Annotated in this window: 18 protein-coding genes and 1 riboswitch; of the genes, 8 read left to right on the top strand and 10 right to left on the bottom strand. The window is 47.1% G+C overall.

The window, feature by feature from the left end:
- Positions 1-41 precede the first annotated feature (41 nt).
- From cydC to cydA, 4 genes are read right to left on the bottom strand one after another with little or no spacing between them, the layout of a single operon-like run.
- Positions 42-1,769 (bottom strand): thiol reductant ABC exporter subunit CydC, encoded by a 1,728-nt coding sequence (gene cydC / locus ACQXR1_RS00090; protein WP_430771516.1) that lies wholly within the window; start codon positions 1,767-1,769, stop codon positions 42-44.
- Positions 1,766-3,469, bottom strand: coding sequence for a thiol reductant ABC exporter subunit CydD (cydD, locus tag ACQXR1_RS00085; RefSeq protein WP_276354345.1), 1,704 nt, complete (start codon positions 3,467-3,469; stop codon positions 1,766-1,768). The genes cydC and cydD overlap by 4 nt, the downstream gene beginning before the upstream one ends.
- On the bottom strand, positions 3,469-4,485 hold the full coding sequence (gene cydB / locus ACQXR1_RS00080; protein WP_003244559.1) for a cytochrome d ubiquinol oxidase subunit II: 1,017 nt from the start codon (positions 4,483-4,485) through the stop codon (positions 3,469-3,471). Before cydB ends, cydD begins: the two co-directional genes overlap by 1 nt.
- A complete protein-coding gene (cydA, locus tag ACQXR1_RS00075; protein WP_014665915.1) occupies positions 4,469-5,875 on the bottom strand; it encodes a cytochrome ubiquinol oxidase subunit I in 1,407 nt (468 codons plus the stop codon). The genes cydB and cydA overlap by 17 nt, the downstream gene beginning before the upstream one ends.
- A gap of 556 nt (positions 5,876-6,431) precedes the next feature.
- Between cydA and cimH the strand changes: the two genes are divergently transcribed.
- From cimH to ACQXR1_RS00060, 3 genes are all read left to right on the top strand, one after another.
- Complete coding sequence (cimH, locus tag ACQXR1_RS00070) at positions 6,432-7,784, top strand: citrate/malate transporter CimH (protein ID WP_069150586.1); 1,353 nt, start codon at positions 6,432-6,434, stop codon at positions 7,782-7,784.
- Between the two features lie 122 nt (positions 7,785-7,906).
- On the top strand, positions 7,907-9,595 hold the full coding sequence (locus ACQXR1_RS00065) for a M56 family metallopeptidase (RefSeq protein ID WP_430771515.1): 1,689 nt from the start codon (positions 7,907-7,909) through the stop codon (positions 9,593-9,595).
- A gap of 57 nt (positions 9,596-9,652) precedes the next feature.
- Positions 9,653-9,853, top strand: coding sequence for a hypothetical protein (locus tag ACQXR1_RS00060; RefSeq protein ID WP_430771513.1), 201 nt, complete (start codon positions 9,653-9,655; stop codon positions 9,851-9,853).
- A gap of 13 nt (positions 9,854-9,866) precedes the next feature.
- Here the strand turns inward: ACQXR1_RS00060 and ACQXR1_RS00055 are convergent, their stop codons facing one another.
- The 4 genes from ACQXR1_RS00055 to ACQXR1_RS00040 all read right to left on the bottom strand — a co-directional run bounded on the left by ACQXR1_RS00055 (position 9,867) and on the right by ACQXR1_RS00040 (position 13,753).
- Positions 9,867-10,706 (bottom strand): polysaccharide deacetylase family protein, encoded by an 840-nt coding sequence (locus ACQXR1_RS00055; protein ID WP_430771512.1) that lies wholly within the window; start codon positions 10,704-10,706, stop codon positions 9,867-9,869.
- A gap of 101 nt (positions 10,707-10,807) precedes the next feature.
- Positions 10,808-11,533, bottom strand: coding sequence for a ZIP family metal transporter (locus ACQXR1_RS00050; RefSeq protein ID WP_151257511.1), 726 nt, complete (start codon positions 11,531-11,533; stop codon positions 10,808-10,810).
- 108 nt (positions 11,534-11,641) lie between these two features.
- Complete coding sequence (msmX, locus tag ACQXR1_RS00045) at positions 11,642-12,739, bottom strand: maltodextrin ABC transporter ATP-binding protein MsmX (protein ID WP_003242648.1); 1,098 nt, start codon at positions 12,737-12,739, stop codon at positions 11,642-11,644.
- Positions 12,740-12,859: 120 nt separating this feature from the next.
- Positions 12,860-13,753, bottom strand: coding sequence for a PucR family transcriptional regulator (locus ACQXR1_RS00040; RefSeq protein WP_430771511.1), 894 nt, complete (start codon positions 13,751-13,753; stop codon positions 12,860-12,862).
- Between the two features lie 183 nt (positions 13,754-13,936).
- Between ACQXR1_RS00040 and ACQXR1_RS00035 the strand changes: the two genes are divergently transcribed.
- Positions 13,937-15,394 (top strand): aldehyde dehydrogenase family protein, encoded by a 1,458-nt coding sequence (locus tag ACQXR1_RS00035; protein WP_430771510.1) that lies wholly within the window; start codon positions 13,937-13,939, stop codon positions 15,392-15,394.
- A gap of 41 nt (positions 15,395-15,435) precedes the next feature.
- Here the strand turns inward: ACQXR1_RS00035 and ACQXR1_RS00030 are convergent, their stop codons facing one another.
- Both ACQXR1_RS00030 and galE read right to left on the bottom strand, forming a co-directional pair.
- Positions 15,436-16,272 (bottom strand): YitT family protein, encoded by an 837-nt coding sequence (locus ACQXR1_RS00030; protein WP_003242615.1) that lies wholly within the window; start codon positions 16,270-16,272, stop codon positions 15,436-15,438.
- Positions 16,273-16,349: 77 nt separating this feature from the next.
- Positions 16,350-16,452, bottom strand: a riboswitch (guanidine-I (ykkC/yxkD leader).
- 157 nt (positions 16,453-16,609) lie between these two features.
- Positions 16,610-17,629 (bottom strand): UDP-glucose 4-epimerase GalE, encoded by a 1,020-nt coding sequence (galE, locus tag ACQXR1_RS00025; protein ID WP_430771509.1) that lies wholly within the window; start codon positions 17,627-17,629, stop codon positions 16,610-16,612.
- Between the two features lie 197 nt (positions 17,630-17,826).
- On the opposite strand from galE, the gene ACQXR1_RS00020 reads away from it, so the two are divergent.
- Genes ACQXR1_RS00020 through pepT form a run of 4 tightly spaced genes read left to right on the top strand, consistent with a single transcriptional unit; the run spans position 17,827 to position 21,463 of the window.
- On the top strand, positions 17,827-18,300 hold the full coding sequence (locus ACQXR1_RS00020; RefSeq protein ID WP_430771507.1) for a DUF1453 domain-containing protein: 474 nt from the start codon (positions 17,827-17,829) through the stop codon (positions 18,298-18,300).
- Positions 18,301-18,317: 17 nt separating this feature from the next.
- Complete coding sequence (locus ACQXR1_RS00015; RefSeq protein ID WP_326275050.1) at positions 18,318-19,538, top strand: sensor histidine kinase; 1,221 nt, start codon at positions 18,318-18,320, stop codon at positions 19,536-19,538.
- The gene (gene yxjL / locus ACQXR1_RS00010; RefSeq protein WP_430771506.1) at positions 19,525-20,181 is read left to right on the top strand and encodes a two-component system response regulator YxJL; all 657 of its coding nucleotides are present in this window, start codon (positions 19,525-19,527) and stop codon (positions 20,179-20,181) included. The genes ACQXR1_RS00015 and yxjL overlap by 14 nt, the downstream gene beginning before the upstream one ends.
- Before the next feature lie 49 nt (positions 20,182-20,230).
- On the top strand, positions 20,231-21,463 hold the full coding sequence (gene pepT, locus ACQXR1_RS00005; protein WP_430771505.1) for a peptidase T: 1,233 nt from the start codon (positions 20,231-20,233) through the stop codon (positions 21,461-21,463).
- The last annotated feature ends 22 nt before the right edge of the window (positions 21,464-21,485 follow it).

Here is a 21,485-nt window from a genome sequence, read left to right as displayed (position 1 = left end):
TCTATTTCAAACAAAAAAAGACAGCCTTTTAGGGCTGTCTTCTATTTTACAGGAACATCAAGGTGATACAGGCGGCGATATCGTTCGTTTGCCACCAACAGCTCCTCATGGGTTCCTTCCATTTCCGTTTTGCCGTTTTCGAGAAATACGATTTTATCGGCTGCTTCCACTCCCGCGAGATGGTGTGTAATCCATAAAATCGTTTTTCCTTTCAGCACCTCAAACACCGTTTCCATCAATTCACGCTCAGTGATGGGGTCGAGGCCGACTGTTGGCTCATCAAGGATGATGATCGGCGTATCCTGCAGCAAGATCCGCGCAAGTGCGATCCGCTGGCGCTCTCCACCAGAAAAACGGATGCCCGTTTCCTGTACAGAGGTATGATATCCGTCAGGAAGCGACTCAATGTAGTCATGCAGCTTGACCTGCTTTGCGGCACGGCGCACATCCTCGTCGCTTGCTTCTCCGTTTCCGAGCCTGATGTTGTTCAAAATACTTGTATCAAACAGGTGCGGTTTTTGATTTAACACAGCCACCGCATCAGCAATCTGATCCTTTAACAGCGCTGTCTCCACTCCGTTTAACGTCACAGAACCGGAGTCCGGTTTTAAGGCGCCTTCGATTAATGCAAGCGACGTTGATTTCCCAGAGCCGCTCCGGCCAAGCAGCGCCATTTTTTCTCCTTGGCGCAGCGTAAAGGAAAAGTTGTCAAGCACTTGGCTGCTGTTGTCATAAGAAAACGTCACATCACGAAAGGCCAAGGTGACATCTTGAAGATCGAGCATTTGAGCCCCTGATTCTGTTTGTGACGCCTCCGGCTGAGGAGCCACCTTGTTCATGCGTCTGATAGAATCCTGATAGCCCGGCACTTCGCCTAAGGCATCCGAAAGCGGCAAAAAGGCTTCCGTCAACGGAAACACCACTAGCACAAAAGCGGCAATCATCGTTTTAGCGAGCTCGCCGTCCGCTTGCTGTCCCGCTGTCCAAAACAGCATCAGCAAAATAAGGCCGGCGACAAGGCATTGCGCAGCAAAGTCCCGCCATCTCGTAAAACGTTGTTTTTTCCGTTCAAGCTCAAACCAATCATGTTCCTCTTTTTCATAAGCATCAATAAAAGCATGCCGGCGTCCGCTGAACATCCAGTCGCTGACACCCATCACTGCATCTGTCAGACGGCTGTACAGCACATTCCGTCCGCTTTTCAGCCTCGCATTCTTCGCTCTCGTCACGAGCAAAGACACAACCGGAAACAATACAACAAGAACAAACAAATAAAGCGCAAGCAATATGGCAAACGGCCAAGAGAAGAAGCCGAGCGCTATCACTGACACAGCATACAGGAGCAAGGCTGAGATCGCAGGAAAAATCGTTTTTAAGAAAGCATCCTGCAAATGCTCAATATCCTCAGACAAAATGCCGAGCATATCCCCCGTGCGAAAACGGGAACGCAGCATCAAAGCACCCGGCTCAAGCATATTGTAAAGGCGGACGCGCATGTCGGATACGATTTTCAAAATGATGTGATGCCCGACGAGCCGTTCCACATATCGCGATACAGAACGCGCAATCCCAAAGGTGCGCACTGCGACAATCGGCACATAAATGAGCAGAATGTTTTCCGGCCTTGTCGCCGCTTTAGAAATCAAAAACCCTGAGGTGAACATGAGAAAAGCAGCAGAAAAAATCGTCACCGCGCCCAAAAAGATAACCAGAACAAACAGGCGGGCATTTTGCTTGATATACGGCAAAATCCATTCTTCTTTCTTCATGCTCTTTCCCCCAGTTGTGCCTTCACGAGTTTGGTGTACACACCATTTTTCGCCAGCAATTCATCGTGAGTCCCGACTTCCGCAACCCGGCCTCCGTCCAGCACGATAATTTCGTCCATATCGAGCATCCAGTGAAGGCGGTGAGTCGCGAGAAAAACGAGCTTATCCTCAAATAAATCCAGCATCGTTTCTTTTATTTCATATTCTGTTTCGATATCAAGATGAGCGGTCGGCTCATCCAGCAGCAGGATCGGACGGTTTCCCAAAAAGGCGCGGGCCAGCGCGACACGCTGTGCCTGGCCGCCGCTGAGCGCCCGGCCGCCTTCCCCGATCCGCCCCTCTAATCCTTCAGGAAGGCTATCCACCAGCTCCGCCAGTCCCGCCGCCGCAGCAGCACGGGCTGTATCCTCTGCCGAAGCGCTTGGATGGTAGAAGCGAATGTTATTGCCAAGCGTATCATCAAAAATGTACGGATGCTGGGGGATGTACAGAAGGTTCTTCTGCCAGCTGCCGTCCTGCAAATGGGACCGGCTTGTACCATTAACCTCAATCATCCCGCCATCCGGCTCCAAAAATCCGCCGAGAATATCAATTAATGTTGATTTTCCGGCGCCGCTTGCACCGATAATGCCGATTTTTTTCTTGCCCTTAAATGAGAGATGAATATCAGACACCGAACGGCCGACTGACACGCCTGACAGCTTCAGCTCATCCTGATCGGACCAATCCTCGAGCTGAAGCGGCGTCTCTTCTTTAAAACCTGGCTGCGACAAAATCTCTTGAATGGTTTTTCCTGCTTCCTGGCCGTTTAGTGTTGCATGATAATCATTCCCCACTTCCCGCACCGGCAAAAAATACTCAGGCGCCAGAATAAGCGCCGTTAAAGCGGGGCCAAGCAAAATATCGCCGTCAATCAGGCGCAGGCCCAGAAATACTGCGACTGTCGCCACCGACAGCATCGTGAAAAAATCGAGGGCGAATGATGACAAAAACGCCACCCGGAGTGTGCTCATCGTTGCCTTGCGATACCGCTCACTCACATAGAAAATATTTTTGCTGTGTGACTTGCTCAAACCTAGGAAACGCAATGTCTCCAGCCCGCGAAGAGAATCAACAAAATGATTGGAAAGTCTCTGATAGGATTTCCACTGACGATCCGCTTTTCTCTGCGCGACAAGGCCGAGGAGAATCATAAAGATGATCAGAATCGGCATAGCCGCCACTAAAATGATGGCTGATGTCCGATCCTGAAAAAACACATAAATGACAACCGCCGCAGGCACAATCGCCATGCTGACCATTTTCGGCAGAAACAGCTCCAGGTAGCGGCGGAACTGGCTGATGCCTTCCATCGCCAGCGTCACCATTTGCCCCGTCCCCTCTTTCTTTGCAAAGCGGGGGCCTAATCGGAACAGCTGATCAAGAAAACTTCTCCTCAAATCTGCTCCTGTCCGAGCGGCGTATTGATAGACGATTTTCTGTCGCGCCACCGTCACCCCGTGCCGGGCGATAAAAGCGATGAGGAAAAAGCCGATCATCGGAAAAAGGGAGGTAATGCCCTTCCCGTTGAACAGTCCGGTTACGGCCTCACTCAGCCACTCTGCCTGCATAATAATGGCGGCTGTCTGAATCAGCGTTAAACAAGTAATCAAGGTGAGAATCCGCTTCATTCCTTTATATCGAAACAGGTCTTTTCCCATTAATAAGTCATAGGCTCCTTATGGCTGACGCGCTTCCGGAAGACATAATAGCTCCAGATCTGGCTGCCGATGACGAACGGCAGTAGCGTTAATGCTGCAATTGACATGACTTTAAGCGAATAATCTCCGGAAGAAGCGTTAGCTACTGTTAAATCGTATGCGCTATGAAGCGAGCTGACCATTACGCGAGGGAATAGGGAAATAAAGATCATTCCCACGGTCAGCGCCAGACCAGCGCCTGTCATCCCAAATGTCCAGCCGTCTTTTTTCTTGCGAATAAATACAGCCGCGAGCATAAAGCAGATGACAATCAAAACAGCGAGCGGAATGGTAATCTCGCCGCGGCGTGTAAACATGTCTGTCTGATACGCAGAAAGGGCCGCGAAGGCAAGAACCGCTACAAAAACAACACCCATTATCTTTTGCGCCATTTTCCGGGCGCGGTTTTGCAAATCACCAATCGTACGCAGCGTGATAAACATTAATCCATGCTGGAAGCAAAGAAGTGTTACCGTCACACCGCCAAGTATAGAATATACATTGATATAATCAGATACATGTGCGTGAATGTTCATGTCGGCATCAATCGGCATCCCGCGGAATAATGTCGTGAACAGAACACCAAGCACAAACGGAGGAATCAGACTGCCGAAGAAAACGACCCAGTCCCAAACCTTTACCCATTTTAAATGATCCACCTTGCCGCGGAACTCAAACGCGACCCCGCGGCCCATTAACGCAAGCAGCACTATGACAAACGGAATGTAATAACCGCTCAGCATCGTTGCATACCAGTTTGGGAATGCCGCGAAAATGGCGCCTGCGCCAGTCAAAAGCCAGACTTCATTCGCGTCCCAGAACGGCCCGATCGTGTTGATCAGCACTCTGCGTTCTAATTCATTATGGCCAAGAAAACGGGTCGCCATGCCGACCCCGAAATCAAAGCCTTCCAAAAAGAAGAATCCTACAAACAATACAGCAACGAGTATAAACCAAAGATCATGAAGAGATGCCATGGTATACCTCCTGACTAAATGGATCTGTTGATACAGGCACTTCATGATGATCATCATGCTCGGCACCTTTTTTAATCTCACGGATAAACAAGAAGACAAGCAGCGCGCCCAGAATCATGTACATCACACCGAATGCGATGATTGAGAATAACAAGGAGCCCGCTGTTACGTTAGGCGACACGGATTGAGCCGTTGTCATCAAGCCCATAACCGTCCAAGGCTGACGCCCGATTTCTGTCATAATCCAGCCCGCGGAGTTCGCGAGAAACGGGAAGGATATCAAAGCGATCATGATGCGCAAATACCATTTGCTGTTTTCAAGCTTTTTGCGGCGGTTCAGCCAAAGGCCGCCTAACGCTGCAAGAATCATGACAACGCCTGCGCCAACCATGATGCGGAAGCTCCAGAATGTCGTTTTGACCGGCGGAATATAGTCGCCTTTTCCGTATATTTTTTCGTACTCAGCTTGAAGGGTTTTCATCCCTTTGACACTTCCGCTGAATTTCTGATAAGCCAAGTAGCTCAAGGCATAAGGAACTTTGATCTCATTTGAGCTTTTTTCATTTTTAGTATCGATCGTCGCAAAAGCGGTCCAAGCAGCAGGGTCACCGCTGTCTTCCCATAGGCCTTCACTGGCAGCCATTTTCATCGGCTGTGATTCCATTAAGTGCTCAGCCTGCATGTGTCCGCTAAGGCCGACGCCAAGACCTGCACATAGGCCGACGATCATTGCGAGTTTAAAAGATTGCTTAAAGAACGGCACTTCTTTTTTCTTCAATAGTTTAAAAGCACTCACTCCGGCAATAAAGAAAGCCCCGGTGGCAAGCGCACCGAAAATAACGTGCGGGAATTCAACCCAAAGCTGAGGGTTTGTGATCAGCGCGCCAAAGTCATTCATTTCCGCGCGGCCGTTTTTGATCGTAAAGCCGACTGGCTCCTGCATAAAGGAGTTTGCTGTTAAAATCCAGAAAGATGACATGATCGTTCCGAATGATACGAGCCATATGCAGAGAGCGTGAATTTTCTTCGGCAGGCGGTCCCAGCCAAATATCCATAATCCGATAAAAATAGATTCCATAAAAAACGCCAATAGGGCTTCAATCGCAAGCGGAGCGCCAAATACATCTCCGACAAAACGGGAGTAATCAGACCAGTTCAGTCCAAACTGGAATTCTTGCAAAATCCCCGTTACAACACCGACTGCGAAATTTATTAAGAATAAGTGTCCCCAAAACTTTGCCATTTTGAGATACAGCTCATTTTTCTTCACAAGATAAAGAGTCTCCATCAACGCAACCATAAACACAAGCCCGATAGACATCGGCACAAACAAGAAATGAAACAACGTTGTAGATGCAAATTGTATGCGGGCTAATACCAATTCACTCATGCTTTCTCCTCCATTTCCGGTTGAAACTACTAATTTGCTCACCACTTCACAAATAGAACCAAAACTTTGATCAGTAATTCACAAAATAGACGAAAAAAATATTGTTCAATATTTCACAAATGTGTCAAAAAGTCGTCCAATATGATGCAAGATTGCTAGACTGACAAATTGACACAATCTCTAACTGGTTCATATTAAGTACTTTACAACGATTCATTTCAAAAATAAAGCCTAAAACACCTAAAAAGTCCCATACTATGTGACGGTTTTTTGTCTATTTTGTTGCTTATTTATGTCGGCTGCTAGGATAAATGACCCTTTATCATCGTACATCAACACATCGTTCCTTGCGAACAAAATGCTCACACCCGCTTCAGCACTCGAGTCTCAGCATTCCGTCATAAACCGATTTTAGTCAGAATGCCTCTTTCCATTTAAGCCGGCAAGAGGAGAAAAGCTGAATAGTAAATTTTTAATATATTAATAATTTCAATTTTTCAGTATACTTAACATAGTGAACAATTTCACTGCATCAAGAATAGGGGGAGGTTTTTCAATGGGAGAGCTTCAAACACACATGCAATTGCAAACGGATACAATTCACGAAGGGGTTCGAAAAGAGAATTGGTTTGCGAAAGCCATGAATATAAAAGTAGGCATCATACCGCTTCCTGTGTATGCCTTGCTGTTTATATTAATCACTGTTTTTGTTATGCATCACGATGTAAAAAGTGACATTCTGACATCCATTGCCGTCATGGCGTTTTTCGGGTTTACCTTTGCCCAAATCGGCAAATCGATACCGATTGTTCGGTCTATCGGCGGCCCGGCCATCCTAGCTACTTTTATTCCATCCGCTGTCGTGTACTATCACCTGCTGCCTAATGATATCGTCAAATCCACAACAGAATTTACAGAAAACTCAAACTTTCTATATTTGTTTATCGCCGGTATTGTCGTCGGAAGCATCCTCGGCATGAAAAGAGAAACACTCGTAAAAGCATTCATGAAAATCTTTATTCCGCTTATTGTCGGTTCTGTCACAGCAGCTATTGTCGGACTGGCTGTCGGGACATTGCTCGGACTCGGGTTTCAGCATACACTGCTGTATATCGTTATTCCTATCATGGCCGGAGGAGTCGGAGAAGGTGCTATCCCACTGTCCATTGGCTATTCTGACATCATGCCCATTTCTCAAGGGGAAGCGTTTGCACTTGTTCTCCCATCGATTATGCTGGGCAGCCTGTGCGCGATTATTCTAGCGGGCTTATTAAACAGAATTGGAAAGAAAAAACCGGAATGGACTGGAAACGGCAAAGTGGACCGCTCCGAAGAAGAGTCCCCTGCGCTGGAGGAATCACAGAGCGGTCAGCACATGTTCAACCTTTCTTTATTTGCGTCAGGCGGTATCCTTGCTGTTTCTTTATACTTAGTCGGCATGCTCGCCCATGATTTTTTCGGATTTCCGGCACCCGTTGCCATGCTGTTACTGGCTGTTCTAATCAAGCTGTTCAGATTGGCGCCTGCCTCAATTGAAAATGGCGCGTTTGGAGTATCCCGCTTCTTTTCAACAGCTGTGACCTACCCGCTGCTCTTTGCGATCGGGGTATCCATGACGCCGTGGGACAAGCTTATCGCTGCTTTTAACCTCAGCAATATCATTACAATTCTGTCTGTCGTTGTGACCATGATGGCCGTCGGCTTCTTCACTGGTAAATGGCTGAACATGTATCCGATTGAAACCGCCATTATTAATGCTTGCCATTCAGGGCAAGGCGGCACCGGTGACGTCGCTATTTTAAGCGCGGCGGAAAGGCTTGAGCTGATGCCGTTCGCCCAGGTGTCTACCCGCATCGGGGGAGCGATTACAGTATCCTTAACCTTATTGCTGCTGCACCAATTTTATTGATACACCTCGGAGCAAGTTCTTCGGAAAACGAAAGAGCTTGCTTTTTGCATGTCCGTATTTTTGCAAGTTCCCATCCCATGCTATAGTAATAGTTGGAAATACTAGATAGAAAGGAATTTGGCATGCCTATGGGAACTCATCTATTTCTCTTTATGCTTCTCGGGCTGGGATTTTATTTGATATCAGCCCTGGCTGCAAAACTCATTCCGGCCATAGACTTCTGGATTGATATTGTTCTATGGGTCGGCGCTGCAGCTTACATCTTCTCTCATCTCTCATTCATGGACGGCATTGTCTCAATCGCGACAATGTTCTACTGCTATTGGACCGCAATGGATCTCATTGTTTCAGAGCGTGCGGAAAAACCTTCGGGAGACTGGCAGGAAATCGAGCTTGCCAAAAACAAAACACGTCTCCTGTCAGACATTATGCTGACTGCCATTGTGTTTGCAGGGGCTGTTATTTTTTTCATCTATGGACCTGACCCAAGCCCTCTCAAATATGTAATCCTTCTCGGCATGATCTCCGGTGGAGGAGCACTGGTGAAGCGAATACTGAATGTTTTCAGTGTAAAGGTTTTCTATTCAGCAGCCTTAGAAAAATTGCATATCAGCTCACACTATGAAACCCGTACATATCCGCTTTCCGATTTGAAGGACATTCAGATTGAATCTACGGCTGATCTCTTAAAGCTCCATCCGCTTCTGACGATGTATTCATCCCGTTTAGATTTGACAACAAGCTTTCAGCAAGTCATTAAACTGTCTCTTCCCGGCGAAACACTGTTTCTGACGGTGAAGGAACCGCAAAAATGGAAAACGATTTTCCGAGAATACGCAGATGAAGAAATCAATGTGGACAATGTGATTTCTGTTTTGCCGTTTTATCATAGAAAAAATGTGAAGCGGCTGCTCGGGAAACTTTATTTTGCCGCCAGCGTAAAAGGGATATCCGCTTACGCCTTATTGGTGCTCGTGTTATACGCATTACACGCCTCTCCATGGATCATGGCTGTAGCGGTTATCCTGTATTGGGTATTCAACATGTATATGTCAGACCGTGTGTTGCGGGCGGCGATGGACGCCAAGCCCTGTCATCATCCGCATGTACAGGCAGCGGCTGACGAGATTTTCCGCAAGGCCGGCATTTCCCATGTCCGCATATACGAAACGGAGAGTGATGATTACAACGGAATGGCAGTCGGCATGAATGTCGGAAGGTCAATGGTCATTCTGACAAGCGCCACACTAACCCTGCCGCTGCGTGTCATCGAGGGCATTCTGGCCCATGAGGCGATTCATATTAAAAAACGTGATGTACTGTCATCACAGATTTTGCGTTTTCTCTATCTTGGAGCTGTCGTTGGGATTATCCTCTTGTTTGAGCAGCATATCATCCACCCCGAGGCCCACAAAATTGCGCTTTGGGCTTTCATTATGGCAATCATTGTCCTGTTTCAGCTCTATCAATCCTTTTGTTCACAATGGATGGAGGTGCGTGCTGACAACCTTGGCGCATCCTTGCTGGAGGGCGGTTACAAACAAATGGCTGAAGCCTTGAGAATCTTGGCGGTTCGGCAGGATGAGGACATACAGAAACAAAGTGCCTATAGCTCTGAAGCAGATGAAGACGAGCTTCAAATTGACTCTCTCACCCGGGATAAAAGCTGGCTTTTCAGATTGATTGATTTTCAGTTCGCCCCTCATCCTCCTATGTATTGGCGTGTCGGCACTTTATTGTCAAACAAAGGACACGGGGTGCTGAAGCGTTGGCTCAGAGACCGCCTGAAAGAATCGATCACTTTGAAATGAAACCGGTCAGCGTTTCATCCGTATAACAAATATGGTGAAAAAAGGGAGTGGTGAGAAGTGATTGTGATCATCTTATTGTTTATATCTATTATTGTTTTTCTTTCAGTCATTCAGCCGCAGCCATCGGAGCATAAAAGCCGCCAGCAGGCGGACAGCGGGTATTTCGGCTATTCAGATCATGGCTCACACCATGATGGATGCAGCAGTGACGGGGGTTTTAGCGATTCCGGATGTGGTGGCGGAGGGGGCGGCGATTAAGCGCCGCCTTTTTTTATTTCATTGATTCGATGTACGCACCAAAAGCCGAGCCTGACATGCCTGGGGACACGCGCACGCGATGGAGGGCATACATTCCCTGGTCTCTCGAAGCCGCGCCCGGTTCTGTCGTCACGCCCATTTGATAGCCCGTTTCTTTGGCGGCTTTCAGCGTCTCCTCATTGTAGCGCCCTACCGGATAGCTGATGATGGTGGTTTTCTGATGAAACATGTTGTCAAACAGTTTTTTCGAATCTGCCATCTCGATTTGCTGCCGTTGAGGCGTTAACCCGTTCAGTTCAAGGTGGTCAATTGTATGGCTTTCAATCGATATGCCGTGCTGTGTCATTTCTTTCATTTGGTCCTCTGTCAGATGGTGCTTATGTCCGATCGATTTGCCGATCATAAAAATCGTCGCCTTCATCCCGTACTTTTTCAGCACCGGATACGCGTCTTGATAATTGTCGGTGTAGCCGTCATCAAACGTAATCAGCACGCATTTCTCACTCGGCTTTTTATCCTGCGTCAGCATGAGATACGCCTCTTTTGGCGTTAATGTCTGATAGCCGTTATCGTGCAGCCACTTCATATGCGCTTCGAATTCTTTCTTTGGGACACGAAGGCTGTTTCCTGAGGAAATGCTGTGGTACATCAAAATCGGCAGCTTTGCCGGTGTCTCTGTTTTGATCCATCCGGCTGTATCGTCTTCTTTTTTCTGAACTTGTACTGCTTTTTCTTCCGGTTTCTTTTGTTCCGCTTTGGGCATCGTCTGCTCTGCATTCGCCTCTTGATCAGCGCAAGCCGCAAGAGCCAAGCAGCTTCCCAAAAGAAAGATGCTTAAGATAAAACGTTTCATCGGTTCCCTGCTTTCTGTCTATTTCTTCCTCCTTTTTCATCGGTCTGATTCTGAGATTTTCAATAGCAAAAACCGGACATGAAATCATGAACGGCTCACATTTAAGAAAACTGATTCAAAACCAGCGAGGTTAACAGGCCGAGTGCGGCGATTAAACCTGTCATCGGACCGCTGTCTTCGTACGCCTCAGGCATCATCGTTGAAGCAATCATCGCAATGATGCCTCCGCCCGCAAATGCTGCAATCGCTGACATGATTTCTTCAGAAGCGCCGTCAAGAAAGAAAAACCCTGACCATGAGGCAAGAATTGAAATCACGAGCACCGCGGCCCAAAGCAGCATAATTTTCGTTTTCGAGTACCCGCTGTTTTTCAGTCCTGCTGTACTAGACAGCCCTTCAGGGATGTTGCTGATAAAAATGGCGATCACCAAAAGAAAGCTGACCGATTGTTCTTCGAGAAGGCTGGCGCCAATCATAATCGATTCTGGGACAGCATCCATGATCGTGCCGATAAAAATGGCGATTCCGCCGCCGACAGCTGTTTGTCCCGATCTTTTTCTTTGTGACGCGCCCCGTTTGGAAACCGCGTAATCAAAAATCGTAAACACAACAGCTCCCGCAATAAATCCCGCGCCTGTCGACACGATTCCGCCCTCTGCTACTGCGTCCCCAAGAAGCTCGTAAGCGGCCGCGCCTATTAATACACCTGTGCCAAAAGCCATAATATAGCCGATGATCTGTTTGCGAATCGGAAGAAACATGGACGCCAGCGCGCCCAGCAAAACAGCAGAGCCCGATATCCCGCCCCACATTGCCGCATTCCACATCTCTATCTCCCCTCTCTTACCAACCACTACCCGCTGCCGTTTTTTCCGTAAACCTCGCAAACAAAGAACAAAAAACCGGATATGTCTCCATGTCCGGTTTTGCTGATCTTATCGAATTCTCACTTCTGTCTCACTGTCAAAGAAATGGCCTTTATTCATATCAAATGCAACCGTCAGCTCATCGCCTGATTGAATATCGAGGCGGGCGTCGATCCGTGCAATAAAGTCTTGGTTGTCGATCTGCGAATAAATCATGATTTCTGAACCGAGCAGCTCTGCGACATTGATTTTTGCTTTAATCGAGGAGTTCTTATACGATTCCACGACAATCAATTCATCATGAATATCCTCAGGACGGATGCCGAAGATGACCTCTTTGCCGATGTAGCCTTTTTCACGCAGCACCTTCATTTTTCCTTCCGGGACGGTTAATGCCGCAGAACCGATTTTGATTAAGCCATCCGTGAGCTTTCCTTTGAAAAAGTTCATCGCCGGTGATCCGATAAACCCGCCGACAAAGACGTTTTCAGGAAACTCGTATACATCCTTCGGCGTCCCGATCTGCTGGATTTTCCCGTCTTTCATGACTACGATCCGTGTCGCCATCGTCAGCGCTTCTGTCTGGTCATGCGTCACATAAATCGTTGTGGTTTGCAGTCTCTGGTGGAGCTTAATGATTTCCGCCCGCATTTGCACCCTCAGCTTCGCGTCCAGGTTTGACAAAGGCTCATCCATCAGGAACACCTTTGCATCCCGCACGATTGCCCGCCCAAGCGCGACCCGCTGTCTCTGTCCTCCTGACAGCGCTTTCGGTTTACGGTGCAAATATTCCTCAAGCCCGAGAATTTTAGCGGCTTCCTCTACTCTTTTTTTAATTTCTGGCTTCGGCATTTTCCGAAGCTTCAGTCCGAACGCGATATTATCGTAGACCGTCATATGCGGATAGAGCGCGTAGTTTTGAAACACCATTGCGATATCCCTGTCCTTTGGCGCTACATCATTGACCCGTTTTCCTTCAATATAAAAATCGCCTTTCGAAATTTCTTCAAGTCCTGCGACCATCCGCAGCGTCGTTGATTTCCCGCAGCCGGACGGGCCGACGAATACGATAAATTCCTTATCGGCAATATGAAGGTTAAAGTCATCAACCGCCGGTTCCTTCTGATCATAAAATTTATAAATGTGCTCCATCCGCAATTCAGCCATCTAACATCCCCCTTTGTTATTGTAAACGCTTTCTTACATTGAGTGTAACAGCAAATTCCTTTCGCTAAAATGGGCAGCGTTCATAAAATCACCCAGCCCTTTTTCGTGCATATTTCCAATTTATTCTGAACTTTCACTTTGCAGGCAGATAAAATAGGCAAGAAGCGCACCTTTGTACGATTTGATATCTATCCCTGACCGCTCAATAAATTTATCAATCCGATATTGCAGACTGTTGCGATGCAGATGCAGCTTTTTCGCTGTTAATGTGACGTTTGAATTGTTTTCAATAAACAGCTTAATGGTCTTCCTTAGCTCAGATTCACTTCCAAATAAAAGCTCAGCTTCTTCAGATAGCAGCGTTGCCAATTTTTCTTTTTCTGTTTCTAATAATATGAAAGGAAAAATCATCTCAAAGGTCACACTCTGCACCTGAGGCAGCCGTTTTTCAGCAAACAGGAAATACGCCTGTTCACGAGCGTAATGTTTTCGCAGGCACTCATCCGGCTCGTAAAATCTTCCCGCGTAAAAACGGACACTGAAGTAGAAATCACTTTCAAGAACCTTAGCGAGCGATTCCAGTTCGTCCTTCTCCGCCGCAGCTTCACTTTCCTGCTCAACAATGACGCCTCTGTCCTCATGGATCCACACAATCACAAAAGCCACCGGCCAAAAATGGCGTACCGCTTCCGTAAAGGACGTCCTGTCTATTTTGCCGAATAAATGAAAGTGAACAAACCTTGTCCGTTTCTTTATATTCGCCGGCAATTCTCCTCTTGAAAAAAGGAACGAAAACCACTTGTTTTCCTCCGGTGATTTCATAGATATTTGATTGCCCTCATCCGCAGCCGTCAAAAATGACTGCAGCACCAATACCTCTTTTTCGCTGATCTCTGTTTTCGGAATGGAGATGTATCTCTGACTGCTCTCATCAAAAAAACATAGACAGCCTTCCCTTATGCAAAGCTCCTCAGACACAATCGAACCGGGATAAATAGCCAGCAGCGATTTCATAGAGTCTCCTCTCTTATGCAAGGATCTGTATATTCAGTATAAGGCGAAATACACATGTTCTCCACTAAAAAAGAGTATATCCGGTATAGATAGACGAAAAACTGAAAGGGAACCTCATTCGTTTACATATTGGCGTCAGCGGAAATAGAAGAGGATATGCGGGACCAAAAGGAGGGTCATCTTATGAGTTTCGAAACGTTAAACAAAAGTTTTATCAACGGAAAATGGACTGAGGGAGAAAGCGGACGTACGGAGGACATTTTGAATCCGTATGACCAGTCTGTGATCACAACAGCATCTTTGGCAACGGGCAAACAGCTGGAGGATGCGTTTGACATTGCACAGAAAGCCCAAAAAGAGTGGGCCAAAAGCACGACGGAAGACCGAAAAGCCGTGCTGCAAAAAGCGCGCGGCTATTTACAGGAAAACCGCGATGACATCATCTTGATGATTGCCCGCGAAACTGGCGGAACGATTATGAAATCAACGATTGAGCTGGAACAAACGGTTGCCATTTTAGATGAAGCCATGACGTATACTGGTGAATTAGGTGGCGTCAAAGAAGTTCCATCCGACATTGAGGGGAAAATCAATAAGATTTACCGCCTTCCGCTCGGTGTCATTTCATCGATTTCTCCATTTAATTTTCCGATGAATTTATCTATGAGAACGATTGCGCCCGCGATTGCGCTGGGAAACAGCGTTGTTCACAAGCCTGATATCCAAACCGCTCTTTCCGGCGGAACCATCATTGCGAAAGCGTTTGAGCACGCTGGTCTTCCTGCCGGTGTCCTTAACGTCATGCTGGCGGATGTAAAGGAAATCGGGGACGGCATGCTCACCAATCCAATCCCGAGATTAATCAGCTTTACGGGATCAACAGCAGTCGGGCGCCACATCGGTGAAATCGCCGGCCGTGCCTTCAAACGGATGGCACTTGAGCTCGGCGGCAACAATCCATTTGCCGTCCTTTCAGATGCGGATGTCGATCGTGCTGTGGATGCCGCGATTTTCGGAAAATTTATTCATCAGGGACAAATCTGTATGATTATCAACAGGATCATCGTTCATCAGGATGTATACGATGAGTTTGTAGAAAAATTCACCTCCCGTGTCAAACAGCTTCCGTACGGCGATCAAACCGATCCGAAAACCGTTGTCGGCCCGCTGATCAACGAGCGCCAAATCGAGAAAGCGCTGGAGATCATTGAGCAGGCAAAGGCAGACGGCATAGAGCTTGCGGTTGAAGGAAAACGTGTCGGAAACGTACTCACGCCGTACGTCTTTGTCGGCGCGGACAACAACAGCAAAATTGCCCAAACGGAGCTGTTTGCCCCAATCGCAACCATTATCAAAGCCGGCAGCGATCAGGAAGCGATTGACATGGCAAATGATACCGAGTATGGCCTCAGCTCTGCGGTTTTCACTTCTGATTTAGAAAAAGGCGAAAAGCTCGCCCTGCAAATTGACAGCGGCATGACCCATGTCAACGACCAGTCCGTCAATGATTCACCGAATATTGCCTTTGGCGGAAACAAAGCAAGCGGTGTCGGCCGCTTCGGCAATCCGTGGGTCGTCGAGGAATTTACTGTGACGAAATGGATTTCGATCCAGAAGCAATACCGCAAATATCCGTTCTAAACGAAAAAATCCCTCTGCTTCAAGTACAGAGGGATTTTTCTTTATTTTGATATGTCCACAAATCCTTCGCCAAACACGTCGCGTACATCATGAACGATTACAAACGCCTTTTTGTCGCAGCTTCTAATGATTTTTTTCAGCATGGAAAGCTCCTGTTTGTTAATGACGATATATAAAATCTCTTTTGATTGGCCCGTATAATTTCCCTTCCCTGATAAAATCGTCACGCCCCGATCCATCAAGGTATTTACCTGCTCTGCAATCTCACTCTTATTTTCCGAAATGACCGTAATGGCTTTTTTCGTATTCAAACCTTCAATAATGAAGTCCATCACTTTCGTACCGATATACAGCATCACGATCGTAAACATCATTTTTTCCGCACCAATAATAAAATAAGAGCTAAATACTACGATTAAATCAAAAAACAAGAGCGCATAGCTGATATTCCAATCTAAATATTTATTAGCAATTCTGGCCAGAATCGCAGAACCGGCTGTCGTCCCGCCAACCCGGATAATCATGCCGATCCCGACTCCCGCAAATACACCTGCGAAAATCGTATTAATAATCAATTCATCAGACGGAATGCTCCACCCATGTGTCAGATGAAGAAAAAGCGAATTTGCCGCGACCGCAATGATCGTATAAACGGTTGTTTTTCCATCCAGAAACTTATAGCCGATTAAAAGCAAAAACGCATTTAAGATAAAGTTCGTGACACCGGGAGACCATTGAAACAGATAATACAATATCAGCGTAATCCCAGTGACTCCGCCTTCCCCAAGATCATTGGGAATCGCAAATAAATTAACCGCAAGCGCGAAGAAAAAAGCGCCAATCACAAGCATAAGTACATCCAGCATTCTCTTTTTCATCACGAAAACACTCCTTCTCATAGTTCTGTTCTAGCAAATAAAAAAACCCAGGAGAACGCTCTCGCAAAAAGAGCAGAAACTCCTGGGCTTTTATCCCACCGTGTCATAACAGCCTAGCTGCTATGTGTTTTCTCTCGGTCACAGTCCAATTTGCATTGCGGAACCCTAGAAAACCACTGTTTTGATCATATCCTTTTCACTTTCCAATATTAGCATTATACGGGACGGCTCGAATTGGTTCAAGGGGTATTTGCGGAGCTGAAAAAACTTACAATGGTACTTAACAGGCACCCTTGTTCTTTAAAGAAGGCCTTCTCTATTGAGAAGGCCTCTATTTTTACTCCTCACTCTCATACCCATTCACATTAGAAGACTGCCATCTCCAGGAATCAGCGCACATTTCCTCAAGGCCGCGTTTCGCTTCCCAGCCCAGTTCCCGCTTGGCTTTCGCAGGGTCTGCGAAGCAGGTGGCGATGTCTCCCGGGCGACGGTCCGCAAAACGGTACGGAACCTCTTTCCCTGACACTTTTTCAAAGGCTTTGACCATTTCAAGCACACTGTAGCCTGTGCCTGTTCCAAGGTTGTATGCATCGGCCCCAGTGGAGTTCAATACTTTTTCCAACGCTTTGACATGGCCTTCTGCGAGATCAACGACGTGAATATAATCGCGTACGCCTGTCCCATCTTTTGTCGGATAGTCATTTCCGAATACGCTTAATTGCTCAAGCTTGCCAACGGCTACCTGTGCCACATACGGCATGAGGTTATTCGGAATTCCGTTCGGGTCTTCACCGATCCGTCCGCTTGGATGGGCACCGAACGGATTAAAGTAACGAAGCAGCGCAACGCTCCACTCGTTGTCGGATGTATGCAAATCACGCAATATTTGTTCCAGCATGAGCTTCGTCTGTCCATAAGGGTTTGTCGCGCCTAATGGAAAGTCTTCCGTAATCGGCGATGTTTCCGGAACGCCGTACACTGTCGCAGATGAACTGAATACGATTTTCTTGACGCCGTATTTCTCCATGGCCTCGCATAAAATAAACGTTCCTGTCAGATTGTTATGATAATATTTGAGCGGAATCGCAACAGATTCACCGACTGCTTTTAACCCCGCAAAATGAATCACAGCTTCGATTTCATTTTCAGCAAAAACGGAATCTACCGCTTCCCGGTCCAATAAATCCGCTTCGTAGAACGTTAAATCTTTTCCTGTAATCTCCTTTACACGGTTCAGCGCTTCAGCCGAACTGTTGAACAGATTATCAAGAACAACAATCTCGTAGCCGCTGTTCAATAGTTCAACACATGTGTGGCTGCCAATGTATCCGGCACCACCAGTAACAAGTATTGCCATGATGTAAACCCTCCTAAAAAATGACCTGCTATTATTATATAGTTTTTAGGACGGCTCCACATCCTATTTTGAAGAAGTTTAATCGTTTATTAATAGTTTCTTCATATATTCAAGTCTAGCAGCTGAAAAATCAATCTGCCGGTTGACGTTTTTCTTTCCTATTTTCGCTATGCTTAATGCAGAAAGGATTTGATGACATGGCGATGAGCCCTTATATTTTTATTGTCTTTATTCTTATTGTTTTATCGATGTACAGGGAGAGAACTGTCAGACCCGGAAAGCTGCTGATCATTCCGCTGCTGTTGTTATGGGGCGTATCCGCATCGTTTCAGCCGGCGTATTTTCATTCCGTATTACATGTGGCGATCAGCGGCATTTTATTATTGATCTGGCTGGCCTGCGGGTTTGGCATTGGAAAGATGGTAAACGTGCGGATTCACCCGGAAACCGGAAAAGTCACTTCACGCGGCTCCCTTGGAAGTGTTATTCTCATTCTAGTGATACTTTCTTTGCGCATGGCCGCGAGAACATGGCTTCCTGAAAGCAACGAGATGTTTATTGCCATTATTCATTCTATGTTCTTCATTCCCCTCGGCACCATCACAGCCCGTAACATTATGCTTTATAAAGCATACAGACGGCTGACCGCTGGCAAGGTATCCATTCAATAACTGAAAGAAGGACCAGCATGAACGGACTATCTCCGGCTCGGCACTACAAGAAGCTTGTGCCGAGCCTTATTCTCATTTTGAATTGCATACAGTTTTTATCTCACCCAGCCAAAGCTGACCCCATTTTGTTGGCATTTGTATTTGCGGTGTACTTAGCATTCATTTGGGTCATTCCCTATGTGGCATCCGCTGCTGTTCATTTGAGCATATTCGTCGGGCTTTGGCTTCTGACCGTTTTTCTTTGGGCTGTTTCAGGACAAGAACAGGGAGCCGCCTTTTTCTTACTCGTATTTTTAATGGTTTATGCGGCCATAAAGCTTCCTGCACGGCTGTCTTTGATCTTTACAGTATGCCTAATTGGGGGCAATGTTTTCCTTTTGTATACTGTTTTTGACACCAGCTGGGACGATATCGTCAGCAACATCTCGATCATGATCGGGTTGTACGTCCTCTTCTCCTCCATGCGTTTCAGACGAGAAGCGAGAAAGGAGGCTGAGCGAAATCATGCTGAATTGGCGAAAATGCATGTGCAGCTGGAGCATGCTCATCAAGAACTCCAGAAAGCGCATGCAGAGCTGCAGGAGGCATCTGTTCTTTCATTAAGGTACGCGGTCCTCGAGGAGCGTACAAGAATTGCCCGAGACATTCATGACAGCATCGGCCATGAGCTGACTTCTGTGATTGTTCAGCTTCAATCTCTTCCCTATATCCTCAAAAGCAGCGAGGAGGATTCAGAAAAAGTCATTCAAAATGTACTGAGTGTCGCCAGAGAATGTCTTCAAGAAGTGCGGTCTGTCGTTCATCAAATGGGCCGAAGTGAATCGATGGTGGGGCTTACCGCTTTGCGGGGGCTGATTCATCAAGTGGAGGAACGGAGCGGCTTGCATGTTTCTTTAGATACTGCCGGACTGTCAGAAGAGTCTTGGCCTCAAAACATAAGCGAAACGATTTACCGCATCTTGCAGGAAGCGCTGACCAATATCATTCGTCACGCCGACGCTTCTCATGCGGCGACTGTCATTTCTAACGACGAAACCCATCTCTATGTCACAATCATCGACGACGGACAATTCACCGGCAGCCTTACTTATGGTTTTGGCCTGACAGGAATGAAAGAACGCGCTGAAAAAGCAGGCGGTTCCCTTACCTTTAGCGCCGTACAGCCGAGCGGCCTGCAAATTGAGCTGTCATTGCCACTCACGACAACGAATAAGGAGCAAAAAGATGAACAAAGATAAAATACGCGTCGCGCTTGCCGATGATCAGCCGCTTGTGCGTGAAGGCTTCCGGTACGTCATCAACGCCCAGACGGATATGACAGTTTCTGGCGAGGCCGGCGACGGTCACGATATTATAGCACTCGCAAAACAAACAAAACCTGACGTCATCCTCATGGATGTCCAGATGCCGCATTGCTCAGGCATCGAAGCGGCGAAAGACATCATGTCCGCCCTTCCAGATACAAAGATTGTCATTTTAACGACCTTTGACACGGAGGAATATGTATTTGAAGGCATCCGTGCAGGCGCAGTCGGCTATTTGCTGAAGGATGCGCTTCCTGAAGAATTGATAGATGCGATTCGCGCTGCGGCCAAGGGCGAGGCGATTTTCCGCACAGTCACGGCCGCTAAAATTATTAGTGAGACATTTTGGGCGAAACAGCAAACTCATGTCGAAGAACTGGCAGAGCCGTTCACCAAAAGAGAGCTCGAGGTTCTTCAGCAAATGGCCTACGGGCTGAGAAATGAGGACATTGCGGAAAAGCTTTTCGTCAGTGAAAGCACTGTGAAAACCCACGTGCATCGCATCCTGCAAAAATGCAATGCCCAAGACCGGACACAGGCTGTCGTTTTTGCCATTCGAAACGGTATTGTGCAATAGAAATCTCTCAGCCCGCCATGATAAAATAAGACAAAGGAGATGATTGGAAATGAAAGAAGAAATCATTGAACGGTTTACTACATATGTAAAAGTCGACACACAGTCCGATGAATCCATTGACACCTGTCCTTCCACACCCGGCCAATTGACATTAGGAAACATGCTCGTTGATGAGTTGAAGTCCATCGGCATGCAGGATGCAGCCATTGATGAAAACGGCTATGTCATGGCGACGCTCCCCTCCAATACTGAAAAAGACGTGCCGACAATCGGCTTTCTCGCTCACGTCGACACCGCTACAGACTTTACCGGCAAAAACGTGAATCCGCAAATCATCGAAAGCTATGATGGTAATGACATCGTTCTTAACGAACAGCTGCAGGTTACCCTGTCACCTGATCAATTCCCTGAGCTGTCTGGCTATAAGGGCCACACACTCATCACCACAGACGGCACCACCCTTCTCGGCGCAGACAATAAGGCCGGTATCGCTGAAATCATGACGGCCATGGATTACCTCATCAAACACCCAGAAATCAAGCACGGCACAATCAGAGTCGCCTTTACGCCTGATGAAGAAATCGGAAGAGGACCGCACAAATTTGATGTGAAACGGTTCAATGCATCCTTTGCCTACACGGTTGACGGCGGCCCGCTCGGCGAGCTTGAATACGAAAGCTTCAATGCCGCTGCCGCGAAAATTACGATTAAAGGCAACAACGTACATCCCGGAACGGCAAAAGGGAAAATGGTCAACTCTGCGAAAATCGCGATGAAGCTGAACAGCCTGCTGCCGGCTGACGAAGCGCCTGAATATACAGAAGGCTATGAAGGCTTCTACCATCTGCTGTCGATTCAAGGAGACGTAGAGGAAACAAAGCTTCACTACATTATCAGAGACTTTGACAAAGAGAACTTCCAAAGCAGAAAAGAAACAATGAAGCGCGCCGTTGAAGAACTTCAGAACGAATACGGGCAAGACCGGATTTTGCTGGATATGAACGACCAGTACTACAACATGAGAGAGAAAATTGAACCTGTCATCGAAATCGTCAACATTGCCAAGCAAGCGATGGAAAACCTCGGCATCGAACCGAAAATTTCCCCCATCCGCGGCGGCACCGACGGATCGCAGCTATCCTACATGGGACTTCCGACGCCAAACATCTTTACCGGCGGGGAAAACTTCCACGGCAAATTTGAATACATCTCAGCCGATAACATGGTCAAAGCCGTAAATGTCATCGTTGAGATTGCAAAGCTGTTTGAAGAGCAAGCGTAATACCAAAAGCCAGCCCAAAAAA

It is taken from the genome of Bacillus sp. ATD, from assembly GCF_050585765.1.
Lineage (GTDB): Bacteria > Bacillota > Bacilli > Bacillales > Bacillaceae > Bacillus > Bacillus stercoris.
Note: the sequence above shows the minus strand (reverse complement) of the source record. Positions and strands in the feature narration are given on the sequence as shown.